At 57.4% G+C, this 18,169-nt stretch carries 22 protein-coding genes; 9 read left to right on the top strand and 13 right to left on the bottom strand.

The window, feature by feature from the left end:
* Positions 1–14 precede the first annotated feature (14 nt).
* Positions 15–413 carry a GatB/YqeY domain-containing protein gene (locus dmul_RS08700; protein WP_020875712.1) on the bottom strand — a complete coding sequence of 133 codons (399 nt, stop codon included), beginning with the start codon at positions 411–413 and terminating at the stop codon, positions 15–17.
* A gap of 493 nt (positions 414–906) precedes the next feature.
* On the opposite strand from dmul_RS08700, the gene dmul_RS08695 reads away from it, so the two are divergent.
* From dmul_RS08695 to dmul_RS08680, 4 genes are all read left to right on the top strand, one after another.
* Positions 907–1,911, top strand: coding sequence for a biotin synthase BioB (locus dmul_RS08695; RefSeq protein ID WP_020875711.1), 1,005 nt, complete (start codon positions 907–909; stop codon positions 1,909–1,911).
* 77 nt (positions 1,912–1,988) lie between these two features.
* Positions 1,989–2,939, top strand: coding sequence for an ABC transporter substrate-binding protein (locus tag dmul_RS08690; RefSeq protein ID WP_020875710.1), 951 nt, complete (start codon positions 1,989–1,991; stop codon positions 2,937–2,939).
* 2 nt (positions 2,940–2,941) lie between these two features.
* Entirely contained in the window at positions 2,942–3,736 is a 795-nt protein-coding gene (locus dmul_RS08685; RefSeq protein WP_020875709.1) for an ABC transporter permease, read from the top strand.
* The gene (locus tag dmul_RS08680) at positions 3,691–4,530 is read left to right on the top strand and encodes an ABC transporter ATP-binding protein (protein WP_234979114.1); all 840 of its coding nucleotides are present in this window, start codon (positions 3,691–3,693) and stop codon (positions 4,528–4,530) included. The genes dmul_RS08685 and dmul_RS08680 overlap by 46 nt, the downstream gene beginning before the upstream one ends.
* A gap of 15 nt (positions 4,531–4,545) precedes the next feature.
* Here dmul_RS08680 and fumC read toward each other — a convergent pair whose 3' ends face one another.
* Genes fumC through nudC form a run of 4 tightly spaced genes read right to left on the bottom strand, consistent with a single transcriptional unit; the run spans position 4,546 to position 7,904 of the window.
* Positions 4,546–5,946: a class II fumarate hydratase gene (gene fumC, locus dmul_RS08675; RefSeq protein ID WP_020875707.1), complete on the bottom strand. Its 1,401-nt coding sequence runs from the start codon at positions 5,944–5,946 to the stop codon at positions 4,546–4,548.
* A gap of 52 nt (positions 5,947–5,998) precedes the next feature.
* Positions 5,999–6,700, bottom strand: coding sequence for a hypothetical protein (locus tag dmul_RS08670; RefSeq protein WP_078081240.1), 702 nt, complete (start codon positions 6,698–6,700; stop codon positions 5,999–6,001).
* A 17-nt stretch (positions 6,701–6,717) separates the two neighbouring features.
* Entirely contained in the window at positions 6,718–7,005 is a 288-nt protein-coding gene (locus dmul_RS08665; RefSeq protein ID WP_020875705.1) for an integration host factor subunit alpha, read from the bottom strand.
* A 53-nt stretch (positions 7,006–7,058) separates the two neighbouring features.
* Positions 7,059–7,904 (bottom strand): NAD(+) diphosphatase, encoded by an 846-nt coding sequence (nudC, locus tag dmul_RS08660; protein ID WP_020875704.1) that lies wholly within the window; start codon positions 7,902–7,904, stop codon positions 7,059–7,061.
* Between nudC and dmul_RS20460 the strand changes: the two genes are divergently transcribed.
* Together dmul_RS20460 and dmul_RS08655 are read left to right on the top strand one after the other, a co-directional pair.
* The gene (locus tag dmul_RS20460; RefSeq protein WP_169433076.1) at positions 7,846–8,082 is read left to right on the top strand and encodes a hypothetical protein; all 237 of its coding nucleotides are present in this window, start codon (positions 7,846–7,848) and stop codon (positions 8,080–8,082) included. The genes nudC and dmul_RS20460 overlap by 59 nt on opposite strands.
* Before the next feature lie 82 nt (positions 8,083–8,164).
* On the top strand, positions 8,165–8,446 hold the full coding sequence (locus dmul_RS08655; protein WP_020875703.1) for a transcriptional regulator: 282 nt from the start codon (positions 8,165–8,167) through the stop codon (positions 8,444–8,446).
* 113 nt (positions 8,447–8,559) lie between these two features.
* Here the strand turns inward: dmul_RS08655 and dmul_RS19715 are convergent, their stop codons facing one another.
* The gene (locus dmul_RS19715) at positions 8,560–8,760 is read right to left on the bottom strand and encodes an FmdB family zinc ribbon protein (RefSeq protein ID WP_020875702.1); all 201 of its coding nucleotides are present in this window, start codon (positions 8,758–8,760) and stop codon (positions 8,560–8,562) included.
* Between the two features lie 426 nt (positions 8,761–9,186).
* On the opposite strand from dmul_RS19715, the gene dmul_RS08650 reads away from it, so the two are divergent.
* Positions 9,187–11,325: a M1 family aminopeptidase gene (locus dmul_RS08650; RefSeq protein ID WP_020875701.1), complete on the top strand. Its 2,139-nt coding sequence runs from the start codon at positions 9,187–9,189 to the stop codon at positions 11,323–11,325.
* A 28-nt stretch (positions 11,326–11,353) separates the two neighbouring features.
* Entirely contained in the window at positions 11,354–12,199 is an 846-nt protein-coding gene (locus tag dmul_RS08645; protein ID WP_020875700.1) for a ChaN family lipoprotein, read from the top strand.
* Positions 12,200–12,223: 24 nt separating this feature from the next.
* Here dmul_RS08645 and dmul_RS08640 read toward each other — a convergent pair whose 3' ends face one another.
* On the bottom strand, positions 12,224–12,415 hold the full coding sequence (locus tag dmul_RS08640; RefSeq protein ID WP_020875699.1) for a hypothetical protein: 192 nt from the start codon (positions 12,413–12,415) through the stop codon (positions 12,224–12,226).
* A 209-nt stretch (positions 12,416–12,624) separates the two neighbouring features.
* On the opposite strand from dmul_RS08640, the gene larB reads away from it, so the two are divergent.
* Positions 12,625–13,398: a nickel pincer cofactor biosynthesis protein LarB gene (larB, locus tag dmul_RS08635; RefSeq protein ID WP_020875698.1), complete on the top strand. Its 774-nt coding sequence runs from the start codon at positions 12,625–12,627 to the stop codon at positions 13,396–13,398.
* 174 nt (positions 13,399–13,572) lie between these two features.
* Here larB and dmul_RS08630 read toward each other — a convergent pair whose 3' ends face one another.
* The 6 genes from dmul_RS08630 to dmul_RS08605 all read right to left on the bottom strand — a co-directional run bounded on the left by dmul_RS08630 (position 13,573) and on the right by dmul_RS08605 (position 18,046).
* Positions 13,573–13,938 carry a NifB/NifX family molybdenum-iron cluster-binding protein gene (locus dmul_RS08630; RefSeq protein ID WP_020875697.1) on the bottom strand — a complete coding sequence of 122 codons (366 nt, stop codon included), beginning with the start codon at positions 13,936–13,938 and terminating at the stop codon, positions 13,573–13,575.
* Positions 13,939–13,958: 20 nt separating this feature from the next.
* Positions 13,959–14,345: a NifB/NifX family molybdenum-iron cluster-binding protein gene (locus dmul_RS08625; RefSeq protein WP_020875696.1), complete on the bottom strand. Its 387-nt coding sequence runs from the start codon at positions 14,343–14,345 to the stop codon at positions 13,959–13,961.
* Between the two features lie 34 nt (positions 14,346–14,379).
* Entirely contained in the window at positions 14,380–15,270 is an 891-nt protein-coding gene (locus tag dmul_RS08620) for an ATP-binding protein (RefSeq protein WP_020875695.1), read from the bottom strand.
* Entirely contained in the window at positions 15,267–16,118 is an 852-nt protein-coding gene (locus tag dmul_RS08615; RefSeq protein ID WP_020875694.1) for an ATP-binding protein, read from the bottom strand. Before dmul_RS08615 ends, dmul_RS08620 begins: the two co-directional genes overlap by 4 nt.
* 3 nt (positions 16,119–16,121) lie before the next feature.
* Positions 16,122–16,508: a response regulator gene (locus dmul_RS08610; RefSeq protein WP_020875693.1), complete on the bottom strand. Its 387-nt coding sequence runs from the start codon at positions 16,506–16,508 to the stop codon at positions 16,122–16,124.
* Between the two features lie 119 nt (positions 16,509–16,627).
* Entirely contained in the window at positions 16,628–18,046 is a 1,419-nt protein-coding gene (locus dmul_RS08605; RefSeq protein WP_020875692.1) for a sigma-54 interaction domain-containing protein, read from the bottom strand.
* Positions 18,047–18,169: the final 123 nt, after the last annotated feature.

The raw sequence follows: 18,169 nt of genomic DNA, 5'->3' as shown, positions 1-18,169 counted from the left end.
TTCGATGCCGCGCCTCAAAGGGATTCTATAATCCTTCGAACCAGATTGCCGTCGGCATTCCCTCCAAAATGCCCCATGATATCGCGCATCGCCTGCATCTTGTTCCCGTATTTCGAGAAATCGATATTCACCAAAATCCAATCCCGGATCTCGGTTTCGGAAGCCGTGGCGGGAAGATACGCCTCGATGACCCGGATGAAAGCGGAATCCATAGCGCCGCCCGCCATCGTCAACGTTTCCGACTCGGATTTTACCAGATGCTTCAAAATCTTCACCACATCATCATCGGAGAGTATTTTTTTGTCCGACCGTCCGAATTCACCGATCACGACGCGGAGAGCCGCCTTTTTTTCATCGTCCTTCTCCTTCATCGCCGTCATCAAATCCTTCTTGATCTGTTCTTGCAGCAGCATATGGCATCCTTTCATGACTGTTCAGGTTTGAGCGTGGTCGAGACACCGATGTACACGACTCGCCCCGGATCATCAATGGGAAATATGGCGATGCCGGAACCAGAGGATCATTATTCGACTTTCGGTATTCATGAGCCGGTGCCGCCTCCTTGACCCATATCCATGGACACGATTGACAGGCGGTCAATTTAAGGGTAGATTTCAATTTTCGACTTTCATGACGATGACCGAAAAGATACGGCCTGTGAAAGTCGAAAGTTGAGGGTAGATATTTTTGACGGACGAAACAACGGCTGCAACCCTTTCAAGGCTGTTCCGTCGCACAGCCGGCAGCACACACCCTTGTCAAGACCGGCCCGATGGCTGTCATCGGCGCCTGAAAGGCCGCAGGGCAAAGCACCACGGCCTTGCAGAACCGCACCGGTGACTCTCCCCCGCCAGGGATGACCGTCGCCGGCACCTTCGGATCACTTCAACAGAACCCGGGAAAATCATGAGCTGGAAAATCTCACCACATGTCGCCGATATTTTGAAAAAAGGGGCCGACTTCATCGGGATTCGACGAGAAGAGGCCCTGGTACTGATGAACCTGGGCCTTCACACCCGTGAAACCTATGCACTGATGCAGACCGCCGACGAGATGTCCCGGAAACGGTTCAACGGCAAGGGAGAAAACCATCTTCACATCGGCGTCAACATCGAACCCTGTCCCTTTGACTGCCAATTCTGTTCCCTCACACGCCGGGCGGGCATCTTCACCCATACCGTCACGTTCAGCGAAACGGAAATCCTGACCTGGGCCAGGGATGCCGAGACCCAGGGGGCCGACGCCCTCAACGTCATGACCACCGGCACATTTTCCTTCGATCGACTTCTGGACATTGGACGACTGATCAAAAAGGTCGTCGCCACGCCCCTTGTGGCCAACACCCGGGACGTCAACCACCGGGAAGCCGAGGCCCTTCTCGCGGCAGGGTTCGAGGGAGCCTATCACGCCGTGCGTCTGGGTGAGGGACGCGACACCCCCTTTTCGCCGGAAAAGCGGATCCGCACCATCAGCGTTTTCAAGGATGTCGGCCTCAAGTGGATGAACTGCGTGGAGCCGGTCGGCCCCGAGCACAACCCTGAGGAAATCGTCGACCTGATGTTCCTGGCCCGGGATTACGGGGCCGTATACAGCGGCATCATGCGCCGGATCAATTTCCCGGGATCGCCCATGACGGAACACGGCATGATCACTGAACAGGAGATGGCGCGGATGGTGGCGGTAAGCCGACTTGTCATGGCAAACGTCCCCCGGGCCCACTGCACCCATGAACCCCACACGGCATCACTTGCGGCCGGGGCCAATCTTTTCTTCCCCGAGGTGGGATCGAGCCCCAGAGACGCCAAGGCCGACACCGGAAAGGGCAGAGGGCGGGACATCGCGGACTGCCGAAAGATGCAGGTGGAAATGGGCTGGAACCCTGACCTGGCCTCCAACTGTTTCGGCGGTTGAGAAGAAAAGGACAGAGACCGAAGGCTGGGACGAGCCGCCCCCCGTTGGCCTTCACCCCGAAAAAAGGCGTATCCTTCATGAAAAGAATTCGATTTCGCCGCTCCCTGGCCGCCCTGCTCATCCTCACAGGGCTTCTCCCCGCTGCGACGTCGGCCCGGACGCTCCGGGTCGGGACATGGAAAACCGCCCAGACCATTCAGCCGTTTTTTTACGCGGAATTCATGGAGGGGGGCGACAAGGTGGCGGTCTTCCCCTTCACCAATCCGGCCGACCAGAAGACGGCGCTGCTGGCCGGCAGCCTCGACATGTGCGGCACCACCATCGTCCACGCCATCCACGCCTCGACCCTGGGTCAGCCCGTGGTCCTCGTGGCGGCCCTCTGCAACAAAAGTTCGGCTTTAGTGGTGAAAAAACACGGCGCCGTCCAATCGGTTCAGGATCTCAGGGGACAAAGAATCGGCTACGTGCCCGGAACCATGCATGAGATCCTTCTGCGGGAAACGCTGACCCGGCACCGGCTCTCGCCGGAAAAGGATGTGACCCTGCTCCGGATCGACTTTTTCGACATGGGAACAGCCCTGGCCCGGGGCGACATCGACGCCTTCCTTTCCGGTGAACCCTTCCCGACATTGGCCGTCCGGAAAGGTTACGGCCGGATTCTCGCCTATCCGTATTACGGGGAATCCATCGGCACCATCAACGCAGGCATGCTGGTGACCCGGGAGATGATCCGGCAGAAACCGGATACCGTATACCGGCTCGTCAAAACCCACGCCCGTGCCACTCGCTACCTGACGGGGAATCGCGAGGCATGGCTTGCAAAGGCCGCGACGTTTGGCACCGACATCGACACCTTGAGGGCGGCGGCCGACAATATGGCGTTGACCTGGGACATGGACAAGGCCTTTGTCGCAAGGGTCAAGGCCCTGGGCCGGCGGATGAAGGCGCTGGGCATCATCGAGCAGGAGCCGGATTACGATCGTCTCATCGATCTCACCTTTGTCGGACGGGTCCGGACGGAGCCATAGGCATGGAAAAATCCAACGCCGGAGGACGGCGGCTGATCCCATGGATCATTCCCGCCGCCTGCATCACCGGATGGTTTTTCATCAGCGAAACCGACAGGATCCCCGCCTACCTCCTTCCCCATCCGAAGGACATTGCCCGATCCGCATACGCTTACATTCTGGGCACAGCCGGCAGCACCCCCTATGCCGGACGCTTCCTGACCGACACGGCGGCCAGCCTCGGGCGGGTCGCCCTGGGGTTTCTCATCGCCGCTCTGGCGGGAGTGCCTCTGGGCATCCTCTCGGGCAGAGTGGCCGTCTTCCGACAGCTGCTCAGCGGGTCCGTCAACGCCGTCCGGGCGGTCCCCGGCATCAGCTGGCTGCCCCTGGCGCTCGTCTGGTTCGGCATCGGGATGAAAACCACGATATTCCTGGTGGCGCTCGCCGCGTTTTTCCCCATCTACCTCAACGCCGCGACGGGCGCTCGCCAGGTCGACATCCTGCTTCTCCAGGCCGGCGCCATGATGGGCACAGGCCGGATCCGGGGCGTCTTCGCCATTCTGATTCCAGCCGCCATGCCCCACATCGTCACCGGTCTCCGGCTGGGGTTGGGCGTCTCCTGGGCGTATCTGGTTCTGGGGGAGTTGACGGGGGTGCCTTACGGCCTGGGAGCCGTCATCATGGACGCGCGGATGCTGGGCCGTATCGATATCGTCATCGTCGGCATTATCGTCATCGCCGTGATGGGCCAGGCCAGCGACAGGATGCTCGATTGTCTGCTGAAGCTCTCATTCAAAAGCGCCCGGCGGTCAGGATGAAAGCCTCGCTCAGGCTCATCCCGGGCCCGTCGTCCGAATCGCCGCCACCTGCGGCCCTGAAAATTCTCCGGCTGGAAAAGTCTTTCTCCGTCAACGACAAGGTATTGACCGTCTTGAAGGACATCAGCTTTACGGCGGCCGCCGGGGAGATGATCTGCATACTGGGCCCCAGCGGATGCGGCAAATCGACCCTGCTCAAGATCCTGTCGGGCTTTCTTCCACCCGACGCCGGTTCGGTGATTCTGAACGGGAAGCCCGTCACGAAACCCGGACCCGACCGATGCGTGGTGTTTCAGGAGGAGGCGCTTTTCCCCTGGTTGACCGTGGCGGAAAACATCGCTTTCGGGCTGAAGGGAGGGTTCCGGGGAAGAAAGCGCGCCCGGGAAGAGGTGGACCGTTTCCTTGAACTGGTAGGGCTCGCACCGTTTCGGGACTACCGCCCATCCGCCATATCCGGCGGCATGAAACAGCGGGTCGCCCTGGCGCGGGTTCTCATCCTGAAACCCAAGGTGCTTTTAATGGACGAACCCTTTGCCGCTCTTGACGCCCAGGCCCGCGAGGAGATGCAGCGCCTGCTGCTGGATCTCTGGAAAACCTTTTCCCACACCATTCTCTTTGTCACCCACGACGTGAGTGAGGCCGTCACCCTGGCCGACCGGATCCTCGTCATGGGCAAAACCCCGGGCTGCATCCAGGCGGAGATCCGGGTCAACCTGTCCCGCCCCCGGCGACGCGAGGACAGCGATTTTCACCACTTCTGCCGACGGCTCTACGAACGCCTCCGTAGACCATAACGCGGCTCTTTTCCTTCAATCTCCAGGCTTCAACCCTCCCACCATCGCCTCCGGTACCACCCACCGGTCAAATTCTTCCGCCGTCACCACACCCATGGCCACCGCCGTCTCTTTCAAGGTCTTTCCGGAACGATGAGCCTCGTGGGCCACCGCCGCAGCCCGATCGTATCCGATATGGGGGCTCAAGGCCGTTACCAGCATCAGGGACCGTTGCATCAGCATGTCGATGCGCGCTTTGTTGGGGCGGATGCCCTGGACCAGGCGATCCGTGAAGCTCATCACCGCATCCGAAATGAGACGGATGGACTGAAGCAGACTGTAGATCATGACCGGCTTGAAGACATTCAGTTCGAAGTTCCCCTGGGAACCGGCAAATCCGACGGTGACATCGTTTCCCATAACCCGGACCGCCGTCATGGTGAGGGCCTCGCATTGGGTTGGATTGATCTTGCCCGGCATGATGGAACTTCCCGGTTCGTTGGCGGGAATGAAGATCTCGCCGATACCGCACCGGGGGCCGCTGGCCAGCCAACGGATGTCGTTGGCGATCTTCATGAGACTACCGGCCAGGATCCTCGTGACCCCGCTGGCCTCCACCACGGCGTCATGGGCTGCCATGCCCTCGAATTTGTTTTCGGCGGCGGAAAACGGCAGGCCGGTGATTGCCGCGATATGCCCGGCCGCGGCGAGATCGAAACCGGGCGGCGCATTCAGTCCCGTGCCCACGGCGGTACCCCCGACGGCAAGGGGATAAAGACGATCGATGCATCCCCGGGCACGATGGATGCCCAGTTCGATCTGACGGGCATAACCGGAGAATTCCTGACCCAGGGTGAGGGGCGTTGCATCCTGGAGATGGGTCCTGCCGATCTTGATGATATCGCGGAACGCCCGTACTTTCTCATCCAGGGCTTGGTGGAGATGGGACAAGGCCGGAATGAGGCGGCGGGTGATGGCCTCGACGGCCGCGATATGCATGACGGCGGGAAAGGTATCGTTGGAAGACTGGGACCTGTTCACGTGGTCGTTGGGGTGAACCGGGTGTTTGTCCCCTCGTCGTCCTCCGGCCGTTTCATTGGCTCGGTTGGCAATGACCTCGTTGGCATTCATGTTGGACTGGGTGCCGCTGCCGGTCTGCCACACCACCAGGGGAAAGTGATCGTCCAGATTCCCCCCGGCGACCTCGTCCGCCGCCTGAACGATGAGTCGCCCGATTTCAGGATCCAGCACCCCCAGATCCATATTGGCCTGGGCACAAGCCTTTTTCAAAACCCCCATGGCACGGATCACCTCACGAGGCATGCGTTCGTCGCCAATGGGAAAATTTTCCAGGGACCGCTGGGTCTGAGCCCCCCAATACCGATCCGACGGCACCTGAACGGACCCCATGGAATCCCTTTCGGTCCTCCACTCCATGACAACCTCCTTAAGGCAGAGTGATAGATTTTCCGGGTCTTCCGCAAGCCCGCTATCGAATCTCTCTTGAACGGCGAAAATATTGCCGACCGAGCCATGCGATCACGGCAACGGATACCAGCACCAGGGCTGGAAAAAGGAAGACGTAAACAAACAGGCAGGCGGCGCCGACGGCAAGAACCGCCGCAAGACAGAGCAGGATGAACGTCCTCAGTGACGCGGCCATGCTGAGGACGTACCGGCTGGAATACTGAATGGAGAGCTCAACCGTGTGATCGGATGGTCTGGGCGCCTTTCGAGCCGTGAAGTCGATGCGCCGCCCGGGACGCACGGAATCCGCCAACTTCCGAACCATACGAAAGGCCGCCTTTGGCACCTCGGGTCGGACCTCCCCCGCGATCTTCCGTCGAAGCGCCGGATAGTCCCGGAGTGCCTGTGCCAGAGTGTATCGGTCGGCTCCGGTTTTCTGGGTCAGATCGTAGGCCTGGGCTTCGGAAAGCGGCTTTGCGGCCGGAGACAGTGTATAGACCCAGGCGTTGCCGGCCTTGTGCTTTTGAATGAAATTTCCCAGATCACTTCGGGACGGATCGCTGATTCGGGAGAGAATACCCGAAATTCCGGCCGGGGTCACATCCCTGCCCGTGGATCGGGAAATCGAAGCCGCGACATCCCGCGCCTTCAGGGCCACGCCGGTCATGAGAGCGGCCACCACCATTCGGGTGGTAGAGGATTGCGTATCTTCAGGTGAAATCATCGGTCCAGTCGTTTCCATCACGTTCCGTTGTTAATTTTTTCTCTCAGCTTGCCTGAACATTTAAAGGTGACCACCTGTCTCGGCGAGAGCAGCATATCGTCACCCGTAGCGGGATTTCGCCCTCGCCGCTGCTTTTTTTCCTTCACGCAAAATTTACCGAAACCGCTGATGAGAAGGTCTTCACCGTCGGCCAGGGTTCGCTTCATAATTTCCAAAAGCGTTTCGACGAGTTCCGTCGTCTCCTTTTTGGAGAACCGCAATTGGTTCTGAATTTCCTCAATGATGGATGCCTTGGTTAGCGTCATTCTCTCCTGATTCCTCCTCCTATTGATAACGGCTCCCATGTGTCGCGGCTTGATTATCCGTATGTGTGTTTGAACCAATCGATCAACCGGGCGGCGACACTACCCAAACCGGGTGTCATCGGAAGTTCCCGGGGACCATACCATCCCGCCTCGAGAATCTCTTCACCGTCGACGGAGATCTCCCCCGATGCCCATTCAGCGGTAAACGCCGCCATGAGCGCCCCTGAATAAGGCCACGGCTGGCTGCCGAAATACCTCAGATTCCGGATTCGGATGCCAACCTCCTCCATGACCTCGCGATGAACGCAAGCCTCCAGCGTCTCTCCCACCTCGACATATCCGGCCAGAACGCTGAAAAAATTCGGTTTTGGAAAACGGCCGGAACGCCCGAGCAGAATCTTACCCGAACGGATCACCGCTACGATTACCGCAGGAGAGATTCTGGGGTGGTTGATCAGCTCGCACGCCGGACAAATTCTGGCGCGTTCGCTCGTCATCAGAAGGGTTTCGGTCCCGCACCGACCGCAATACCGGTGTCCTCGATCCCAGTTGACGAGCTGAAGCGCTGTTCCGGCAAGGCCGTAAACCCTGTCGTCGAGCCGGCCGAAAAGACCCCGGAGGGCCACACAGGCCATGCCGTCCGGAACGGGATCGGCATCGACAAGTTCACCTGTATAGCACGCCGTTTGCGATAACGTCCCGAGGCATCGCAGCTGATGGGCGTTGATATTCAGCGCCGCCGGTGTGACGGCCCGCGGAACGGTCACGCGGCCGTTTCGTTCATCCACCAGAATATTGTCCTGTCGGAAAAGAAACCAAGCCGCAGAGGCTTCCGTCAAATTGTCCACGACAAAGGATTTTGAAGGTGTAAAAAGCGACAAGCTGGAAATATCCCCCATCAACATGATCCCGGAAAACAGTGCAGCGTTCGGGTATCGCTCTCATCAGGATACCGTAACGTTATTTTATACTCAAATTTCTATGGGTTGTAAAGAGAAGTTGCGGCAGGAAGCGGATTTTGTTATCCAGATATTAAATCGGATCCACATCGATCCACAGGGGGCGGCGTTGCCATGAACGCATCGGGCCGTTTGTCCGTCCCGGCTTCATCCATGGCAATACCGCCCCCCGCCACCCTGAAACCGTCACAGGAGGGGATATGCCGACCATCCGTGAACAAATGATCGATGTATTGTCAGAAGGTGAACATGACGTCTATGAGATTTCGCAACGCCTCGGCATTCAGGAAAAGGCAGTCTACCAACATTTATCTCACATCACGAAATCCCTGACACACCGGAAACATCGACTGAAAATCGTTCCGGCCGCCTGCATCTCATGCGGATTTACATTCAAGGAGCGGAGCCGCTTCAAAAAACCGGGGCGATGCCCCCTGTGCCGCAGCGAACGCATTCGGCAGCCAAGATACGCCATCATCTGATTCTCAGGCGCATCATTGTCCCCTGCCGTGTGCAACAGAGACATTCATGCGTCGGGACTGAAAAAAACACCCGGTCGATCGGTCTCACATCTCCATTCGGGTTCTAATGAAATTTATGCCTTGGGCGCCCCTGTTTTGGATGACCCATAACCATCAGCATACCACCCGCCGCCTTTCAGCGAGAAGGTGCAGCGGGACATGATTTTTTTAGCGGCCCTGCCGCACCGGGAGCAGGGGATTTCCTCTGTTCCCACTTTCACCAGCTCCTCGGTGAGTTTTCCACACGACGGACATTCGAATTCATAGTACGGCATTTTTCCTCCCGTGAATCAGAGACGCAACTTTTGCCATACAGCGACCGCTGCCGACAGGGAGCCGCTTTCGCGGTCGATATCGTAAAAGGCGAAAGTTGAATCATCCATGAAAAAGAGTATCTTTTACCAAATCGGAACACTCCTGACAAGTTCTTTTTCGAGGCTGAAGGCTGAAGACTGAAGGCTGAAGGGGCATGGACGCTCCATTCGATGCAGACACTCCGCTTCAGACTATAGAGACTGACGACCGAAAGCCGAACAGACTGAAGGGGGATGAATGCTCCGTTCGTCAAAAACACACCCCTTCAGCCTTCAGCCTTCCTAACCACATGAGTATCCGATCCAAATTGACAGGATGGGTTTTCGGATTATCTTCCGGCATATTGGCTGATGAATCTGATATCGACCTGTGAGAGGACCGTCACGATGCCGAATCGATTATCGCTGTTCATTGGGTTCCGGACTGTCTTGCTGATCGTGCCTCTGGGCCTGCTCTTATTCTTCTCCTGCGACGATGCAGGATCGCAGTCGTCCCGGCACGGCCCGCGAATGGTCCTTCACGACCTCAAAATCCGCTTGTTTCCAGCTGAACACCGACTTTCCGGGTCTGATCTCATCACCATCCCCACCATGGAATCGGATGCGTTGATATTGGAGCTCTCAGAAAAAGTACGGGTTGAGGCGGTGCTGATCAACGGAACGCCGGTCTCGGTCAAGCGACCTTCGGGTCGGCTCATCATCCCCATTCCTTCAAAATTCCGTTCAGCCGAAGCACCTGATGATCCTCTGGCAGTAACCATCCGGTATGAGGGGTTTTTCGATGATCCGGCGCCGATGCTGCCCGTCAACACCGACAACCCCGGGTACGGTGTCACGGGCACCATATCCCAAAACGGCGTCTTTCTGCTTGGCGGAGCCGGGTGGTATCCTGTGACGGTGGACGCGCCGGCATCCATACGGCTGGAAGTCTCGGGGCCGGCAGGCATGGTCGCCGTCACCGCCGGTAAATCCATGGGTGTCCGGACTGAAAACGGAATGACCCTGTCCGGTTGGGAGATCCAGCGAGCCGTTGAGCCCATCGCCCTCTCTGCAGGACCCTATGAAGTCCGCGAGGCCGCTGTCGGGGATGTCACCGCAGCCACCTATCTCTTTCCCCAAAGCCGGCACCTTTCAGATGGATATCTGGCGGCCATAACTCGATTCATCCGCTTTTACGAAGGGCTGTTCGGTCCTTATCCGTTCGAAAAATTCGCTGTGGTGGAAAATTTCTTTCCAACCGGATACGGTTTCCCTTCCTACACACTGATGGGAACCCAGGTGCTTCACCTCCCGTTTATCAAAGAAACCAGCCTGGGGCATGAGATTGCGCATTGCTGGTGGGGCAACGGCGTCGGGGTCGACGCCTCCCGCGGAAACTGGTGCGAAGGACTGACCACTTACGTATCCGATTACCTCTATCATGAACACGCCTCGGCCGAGGAAGGGGCTGCCTACCGACGACAGCTTCTCCGGAATTATGCCGCCGTCGCCGGACCCGACCGAGACTTCCCCCTGAGCGCGTTCATAAGCCGCGTCGACCCGACCACCAAGGTCGTCGGCTACGACAAAGGCGCCATGGTTTTCCATATGCTCCGTCAAGAGGTGGGAGACGGCGCATTCTGGGAGGCACTCAGAACACTTTACCAGAACTATCTCTTCAAACCCGTCTCCTGGCAGGAGATCGAAACCGTCTTCGAAGAGGTCCACGGCCGTTCCCTTAAACCGTTCTTCACTCAGTGGATCGATCGACCGGGTGCCGTGCAGCTCGTTCTGAAAGACGTGACATCCCGCCGGGAGAACGGCATCTACCGCGTCGGCGGAACCCTTCGCCAAACAGGCCCTGTTTACCGCGTACGGGTGCCGGTCACGATTTTCTCTTCCAAGGGAGAGATCCGGACCGCCGTCGACATGGACGGGGAAACCGCGCGCTTCGCCATCGATGTTCCCGCAGAATCCGGCACGCCGGCAAGACTCGCCATCGATCCGGACGCCGACATTTTCCGGAGGCTCCATCCGGCTGAACTCACCCCGTCGGTCAACAGCCTCAGAGGATCGAAGGCTGCGCTGGTGGTGGTTCCGGAACCGTCGGTTGAAGGGAACACCCGGGCACGTCTCCTCATTGCGGCCTTAGGCATCGATTCGGCAGAAATCATCGAAGAATCCAGGGTCACGCCCGATGTCATCCGGGAAAAGGACATCATTTTCATGGGGGTGCCCCGAAATCCCGACCTGATGCGTGACCTGCCGGCATCGGTGGTCCGAGAGGATAAATTCATCCGCATCGGCGGCACCGCCTATCCGACAAAAGGCCACGCCTTCTTCATGGTGTTCCGCCATCCCTTTTCCGAAAAGCACGTCTCTGCGCTATTCACTGTGTTCGACGACGGATCGGCGGGCACGATCGAAGCGATATTACGAAAGATCCCCCACTACGGGAAATACGGTTATCTGGTTTTCAAAGCCGCCCAGAACCGGGACAAAGGGGTCTGGCCGGTGACGGCATCCCCCCTGGTTCACCACTTTTAGATCACCCCTTTTCGCACCGGAGGGTTCCATGAAAACGAACCGGATTCTTACAGGCCTCCTTTCCGTTGCACTCCTGTTGTTCGGCAATATCGTATCCGCTTCCGAAATCCGCCTTACCGATCTCGTCAGACAACGGGAGATGCCGCTTTCCGACGTCGTACCCGATCTGATTCGAAACCGCATCCTGTTCATCGGAGAAATTCACGATCAAAAGAGACACCACGATGTCCAGCTCGCGGTTATAAAGGCGCTTCATGGTTCCGGGGCAAAGGTCGCAATCGGTATGGAAATGTTCCGAAAGGACGATCAAGCCGCACTCGATCGCTGGGTCGCCGGTGAGTCGTCCTCCGCTGATTTCAAGGCCGTCTATTATGACAACTGGAATTTTTCCTGGTCGCTTTACAGCGATATTCTGAATTATGCCAGGGATGAAAAGATTCCGGTGGTGGGACTCAATGTATCAAAAGACATTACACGTCAGGTGGCCAAAGGCGGCTTCCAGTCCCTCGATCCGAAGCAACGGAAAGCCCTGCCGATGGTCACCTGCCACGTGGACAAAAATTACATGACTTTTATTAAAAAATCTCATGGGATGCAGGGTCATGGTCAACTCAATCTCACCTATTTTTGTGAAGCCCAGCTGGTATGGGACAAAGTCATGGCGATTCATGCGCTCGACTATCTCTACAGCCGCCCCGACATGCTGATGATCGTCATTGCCGGGAGGGGGCATGCCTGGAAGATGGGGATCCCCGCACAAATCCGGAAACGAAGCACCCTGCCGCAGGCGGTGATGCTGCCGCGAGTGTCCGACGGTCTGATCAGCGGAGCCGATGACGAAGCGGATGCCGATTATCTCTTCCATTCGCCTTGAAACTTGCCGCTCTGCACCGGGTCATCAGTTTTTTTTGAAAAGATTCATGGTATCTTCAATGACAAGGGATCTCAGGCTGTCGTCCCCTGAGAACTTAACCGTGTTGGTTTCAGCGTTATAGATAACGCTGCACTCGTATTTGGCACAAGCATTGTGCATCAACTTGGATATCACGGCCAAGCTGTTGTTTTTGACTTTTATGTTCAAACCATCCATAATGGCACCTCCTTTTTTGACGTCATTTCTCATCTGAAATGCTAAATAATAAACTAATCCGAAATTTTTCCCAGTAAAGAGCCTCAGTCGAATTTCTATTTCGGGTAGGGGGAAATATCGCATACGCTACAGCCTGTAACCCATTCCGGATGATGGCGGCGCCTGGTCAACGCAGAAAATCGGGAAAGGAAAACCAGAAAGAAGAAACAATGGAAGAGAAAGAACTGAAGCAAGTTCTGGAGGCCGTCGGGAACGGATCTCTCAGCGTCGGGCGCGCTCTCGACATCATGAAGCAACTGCCGCTTTCAGACCTGGGCTATGCGCAGGTGGACACGCACCGGTGCCTCAGGACAGGCGTCCCCGAAGTCATATACGCCGAAGGGAAAACGGTGGAACAGATCGTCGGAATCGGTCTCCGGCTGATCCAATGTCACGACAATATTATGGCGACGCGGGTTCGTCCCGAAGTTTTCACGGAAATTCGGAAAGCCATCCCCGACGCCGTCTTTTATCCAACGGCGAGGATCATCGTCATGCATCCCCGTCCGGTTGCCGCTGTGGGAAATATCGCCGTGGTCTGTGCAGGAACGTCCGATATTCCGGTAGCTGAAGAGGCCGCGGTCACCGCTGAAATTCTCGGCAATCGGGTGACCCGGATCTTCGATGTCGGAGTAGCCGGCATCCACCGGCTTCTGGCGGCCCGAAAGGACCTCTTCCGGGCCAATGTGGCGGTGGTGGCGGCCGGAATGGAGGGAGCCCTTCCCAGCGTTGTGGGGGGGATGGTGCCATACCCGGTCATTGCCGTTCCGACGAGCGTCGGCTATGGAGCGAGTTTCGGCGGCATTGCCGCCCTCCTGGGCATGCTCAATACCTGTGCCGCCGGGGTGTCGGTCGTCAATATCGACAACGGTTTCGGTGCAGGCTTTCAGGCGGGTCTGATCAACAGGCTCGCGACGGCGGCCGCGTCAGGCGCTCCCGATTGACGAGCGTTATCCAACTTGCCATCGGGTACGCCCAGCCGCTTCAGGTTAGGGTCTCAGGAACCTCAAGCCTGCGCAACACAAAAACCATGGGACGGGATAGGGTGTGCCTTCAAGCGGCCGACGGAGGGGCGAGTCGATTCGATTCCCTCCGCCGGCTGCTATTCAACCTGGTGTTTACCAGTGGCCGTCCACATTGGCGTCTTTCAGGAACGCAAGGCGGCCTTCGTTGAAAGCCTTTACGGCCGCTTCAACGGTACCGCAGTTATTGGCGTCGTTGGCCACCTTGATGCCGGCGGCCTGAAGGGTTCTGAAGGCGTTGGGGCCACAATAGCCCGTCAGGAGAACATCAACCTGTTTTTCGCCGAGAGTCGCCGCCGCCTGAATACCGGCGCCCTTGAAAGCGTCCACGTTTTTCTGGTTATCGATAACTTCAAGATTTTCCAATTCCGAATCGACGATCAGGATGTAGGCCGCGCGTCCGAACCTCGGGTCCACCGCCGATTGGATATCGGTGCCCTTGGATGTAACTGCTATCTTCATAATATTATTCTCCGTTTCCATCAAATACGACCGCCCCCGCCGCCGCAAACCTGGGTTTCATCGATCATCGGCAGGGTGCCGGCGATAAGATCCGCCACCACCGGCTGAATATCGATACGCTCGGCGTCATAGTAGACATCGATCCCCATTTGGCGGAATCCCATCAGGGGCCGCATGCCAATGCCGCCGACAATGAGGGCGTTGACCTTGTTCCTGGCCAGCAGATTGACCGGTACCATACACCCCCCCTGGACATGCTCTTCGTTAGGGATGGTCGAAACCGATTGAATTTTGCCGTCGACCACATCGATCAAGGTGAAAACGTCACAGTGCCCGAAATGTCCCGCTCTTTTCCCGTCGATCCCGCCGTTGTTCAGCGACGGAATCGCAATTCTACCTTCTCTCATAACCAGTCAATCTCCTTCGGAAATTCGTTTTTTATCAAACATCGTCCATCATTGCCGAAGACGTGGCAATCTGCTCCCAAATCTTTTTCAATATCATGGACACCTCGCTGTCGGGGGCATACTCAACAATGGTACGACCCGCCACCATGGCATGAGTGAACGCCGGATCGAACGGGATCCGGCCCACCACGCCCATACCGTTGCGCTCGGCATAACGCTCTATCTCGGCGGCTTTTTCCGGGTTAAGATCATACTTGTTCACGCAGATCATGGCCGGAATCTTGAAATGCATCGCCAATTCCGCTGCCCTGGCCATGTCGTGGATCCCTGAAACGGTTGGCTCGGTCACGATCAGAACAGTCGCCGCACCGCCGATGGCGGCGATGACCGGGCACCCTACCCCCGGGGGGCCGTCGGTGATGATCAGCCCCAGATGATGCTTTTCGGCGAAGGACCGGGCCTCCTGGCGGATCAAGGTGACCAGTTTTCCGGAATTTTCTTCGGCCAGACCCAGACGGGCGTGAATCATGGGACCGATCCGTGTATCGGAAACGAACCATTGTCCGCACGTATTTTCCGGGAAATCAATGGCCTTTTCCGGGCAGAAATCAACGCAGACCCCGCAACCCTCACAGTCGATGGAATCGATCCTGAATTTCCCCTGAACATCCTCACTCACGGCCTCGAATCGACAGAGCGTCATACAAGTACCGCATCCAGTGCATCGTTCGGATGCAATGACGGCGGTGTTTCCGCCTTTAAAATCGGTCTCCTTTCGGATATCGGGCTGCAAAAGAAGGTGAAGGTCCGCAGCATCCACGTCCGCATCACAAACCACCATGTTTTTTGCAATCACAGCCAGGGACGCCGTAATGCTGGTCTTACCCGTGCCGCCCTTGCCGCTGATCACCACCAACTCTTTCATCGTTCGCACCCCCGCCTCACGCAGTCCGCGATGTCTCTGTACAATGTCTCGAAGCGCTCCTTCCATTCGGGCAATGCATCGATCATAAGAATCCCCCGTGAATACGCGCCGGCGATTTTCCGATCGAAAGGAATCTCCATCAGCACCGGAATGTCGGCATCGGCGGCATATTCCCGGACGCGATCGTTGCCGATGTCGGACCGATTGATCACCAGACCGCACGGGATACCGAGTATCCGGACAGCTCCAACAGCCAGTTTCAGGTCATGAAGGCCGAACGGTGTCGGCTCGGTGACCATGAGGACAAAATCCGTCTTCTTGACGGCGGCCACGGCCGGACATGAGGTTCCCGGCGGGGCGTCGATTATGGTGGTTTTCCGGGGGTCGCGACATGCCCGAACCTTCCGGATCAGGGGCGGCGACATGGCTTCCCCCACCCGCATACGTCCATGGACGAAATCGATCTCACCGGCCCGGCCTTTTTCAATCTCACCGATGCGGCGGCCGGTTTCCGTAACGGCGGATTCCGGGCATACAACAACACATCCGCCACAGCTGTGACACATCTCGGGGAAGGTCAGCACCGTCTCGCCGATGACGGCAATCGCCTTGAAACGACAGATCTCAGCGCATTTTTTACAATGGGTGCATTTGGTTTCATCGATCTCGGGGACCGGAACAAAGATCGGTTCGGTCTCGTAAATCGATGGATTCAGGAACAGATGGGCGTTGGGCGCCTCTACGTCACAGTCCAACAACTGAGCGCTTTCGGGTGCCGAAGCAGCCATATTGACCGCAATGGTGGTCTTTCCGGTTCCGCCTTTACCGCTGGCAACGCTGATGATCATCCCTCACCCTCCCACACGCTCGGTCATCCGGACGACACGCGCAAATTTTTCGAGAAGAACCCGGGCGTCCGATCGCCTGGGATGAGGCGGCAACTGGGCGAGAAGCCCCAACCCTTCAGTGGTCTCATGAAAGGCCTCTTCGGAAAGCGGGCTGACCAGCGCAACCGCGGCCAACGGATTTTTGACGGCGACCTGTCGAGCAAGGTCAAGCCCGGACATGTCTTTCAAAGTCTCATCGACGATAACGAGATCCACCTGTTTTTCCAAAAGCATATCCAAAGCCGCACCCCCTGAATCGACGCTTACCGCTTTCGCGGCATCCCTGGCGCCGATCTCGTCGCTGAACTCGCCGGAGGATACGGCGGCTCCCACCGTCATAATGGTGACCATGATTTTCCTCCTGTATGATGGCCGGAGGCTCTCCCCTGTCAGCACGATTATCGACCGGGGAAACGCCGCCCGTATGATGAACATACAATTTAATGCAAACAATGTGCCGACATAGTGCGTCAGCAATCATCGGGTTGCAGGGGTATATGCCATTTCTTCATATATTTCCAAACGGACGTCCGGCTGACGCCGATGCGTCGAGCCGCCTCGGCCTTGTTCCAGGCGCACTCATCGAGCAGCGCAATGAGCCGTTCGCGCGTCGGCGGTTCTCTCCGGTCTTCCGATTTCATGGATTGCGACGGTTCCATGGAGGGCAACGGTCGATATTCACACTGCCGGATTTCAACGGGCAGATCGAACACGTCTATGTCGGCATCGGCGCAAAGAACGAAGGCGTGCTCCACGGCATTCTCGAGTTCCCGAACATTGCCGGGCCAGCTGTAGTCCATAAGGATACGCATGGCCTCGGCGGATACGCCCCGGATCGCCTTGCCGGTTTTCCGGTTCTGGACGCCGATGAAATGGCTCACCAGAAGCGGCAGATCTTCCTTGCGCAGCCGCAGCGGCGGCACATGGATGGGAAACACCTTGAGACGATAGTATAGATCTTCCCGAAACTCTCCCCGTCGGACACGATCGAACAGGTCCCGGTGTGTCGCTGCGATAATCCGGATGTCGATTCGGCGTCGCTTCGATTCGCCGACCCGTTCGATCTCGCGCTCCTGCAGCACCCGAAGCAACTTGACCTGAATAAGCGGGCTGATCTCACCAATCTCGTCTAAAAAGACGGTCCCACCATCGGCCTCCTCGAAGCGCCCCTTCCGATCTCGAGCGGCTCCGGTGAACGCTCCCCGAACATGGCCGAAAAGTTCGCTTTCCAGGAGAGACTCCGCCAATGCGCTGCAGTTGACCGTGACCATGGGCATCTCCGCGCGGATGCTGTTGTAATGGATGGCGCCGGCAACCAGCTCTTTACCGGTTCCGCTTTCTCCGGCTATGAGGATGGTGGCTTCGCTGGCCGCAGCGGCTTCGATGGCCTCGAAGACTTGTTGCATGACATGACTTTTGCCGATGATATTGCCGAATTGATGGAGTTCTCCCAGACGCCTGGAGACCGCTGCCACCCGATGCTGCATGGTACGCAGCTCCGTCAGGTCCGTAACGGTTTCAACGACCCCGATCACCCTGTCGTTCTCATCCCGGACCAATCGAGCACTCTTGAGAACCGGAACGTCGTGTCCGTCCTTGTGACGAAGGACGTACTCCTGGGCATCGACTGAACCTTTCTCGTAAATACCGCATTCCTTGAAGCTGGTGGGTTCCTTTTTCCCAAGGCAATGGGTAAAGCTCAACAGCCCGCAGCTGCGTCCCACGGCCTCCTCGGCCCGATAGCCCGAGATGCGCTCCATGGCCGGATTCCAGAGTGTGATGCGCCCCGCCTCGTCAAGGGTAAACACGCCGTCGGCCATGGACTCCAGAACGAGGCCGGCAATCCGGGGGTCCGGCACTGTCGGCGTCCGAGTCAGGATATCGGTCATCCTTCTCGAATCCCGTGAATATGGATTATTCTTTTTAATGGTCATGTTGTTCGTGTCCGCAATCTTTGCGTTACAGTAACGTTAAAGTAACGTTTATCTTTTATTAGTAACGCAAAGGATTGC

Origin of the sequence: Desulfococcus multivorans (assembly GCF_001854245.1) — a bacterium.
GTDB lineage: Bacteria > Desulfobacterota > Desulfobacteria > Desulfobacterales > Desulfococcaceae > Desulfococcus > Desulfococcus multivorans.
Note: the sequence above shows the minus strand (reverse complement) of the source record. Positions and strands in the feature narration are given on the sequence as shown.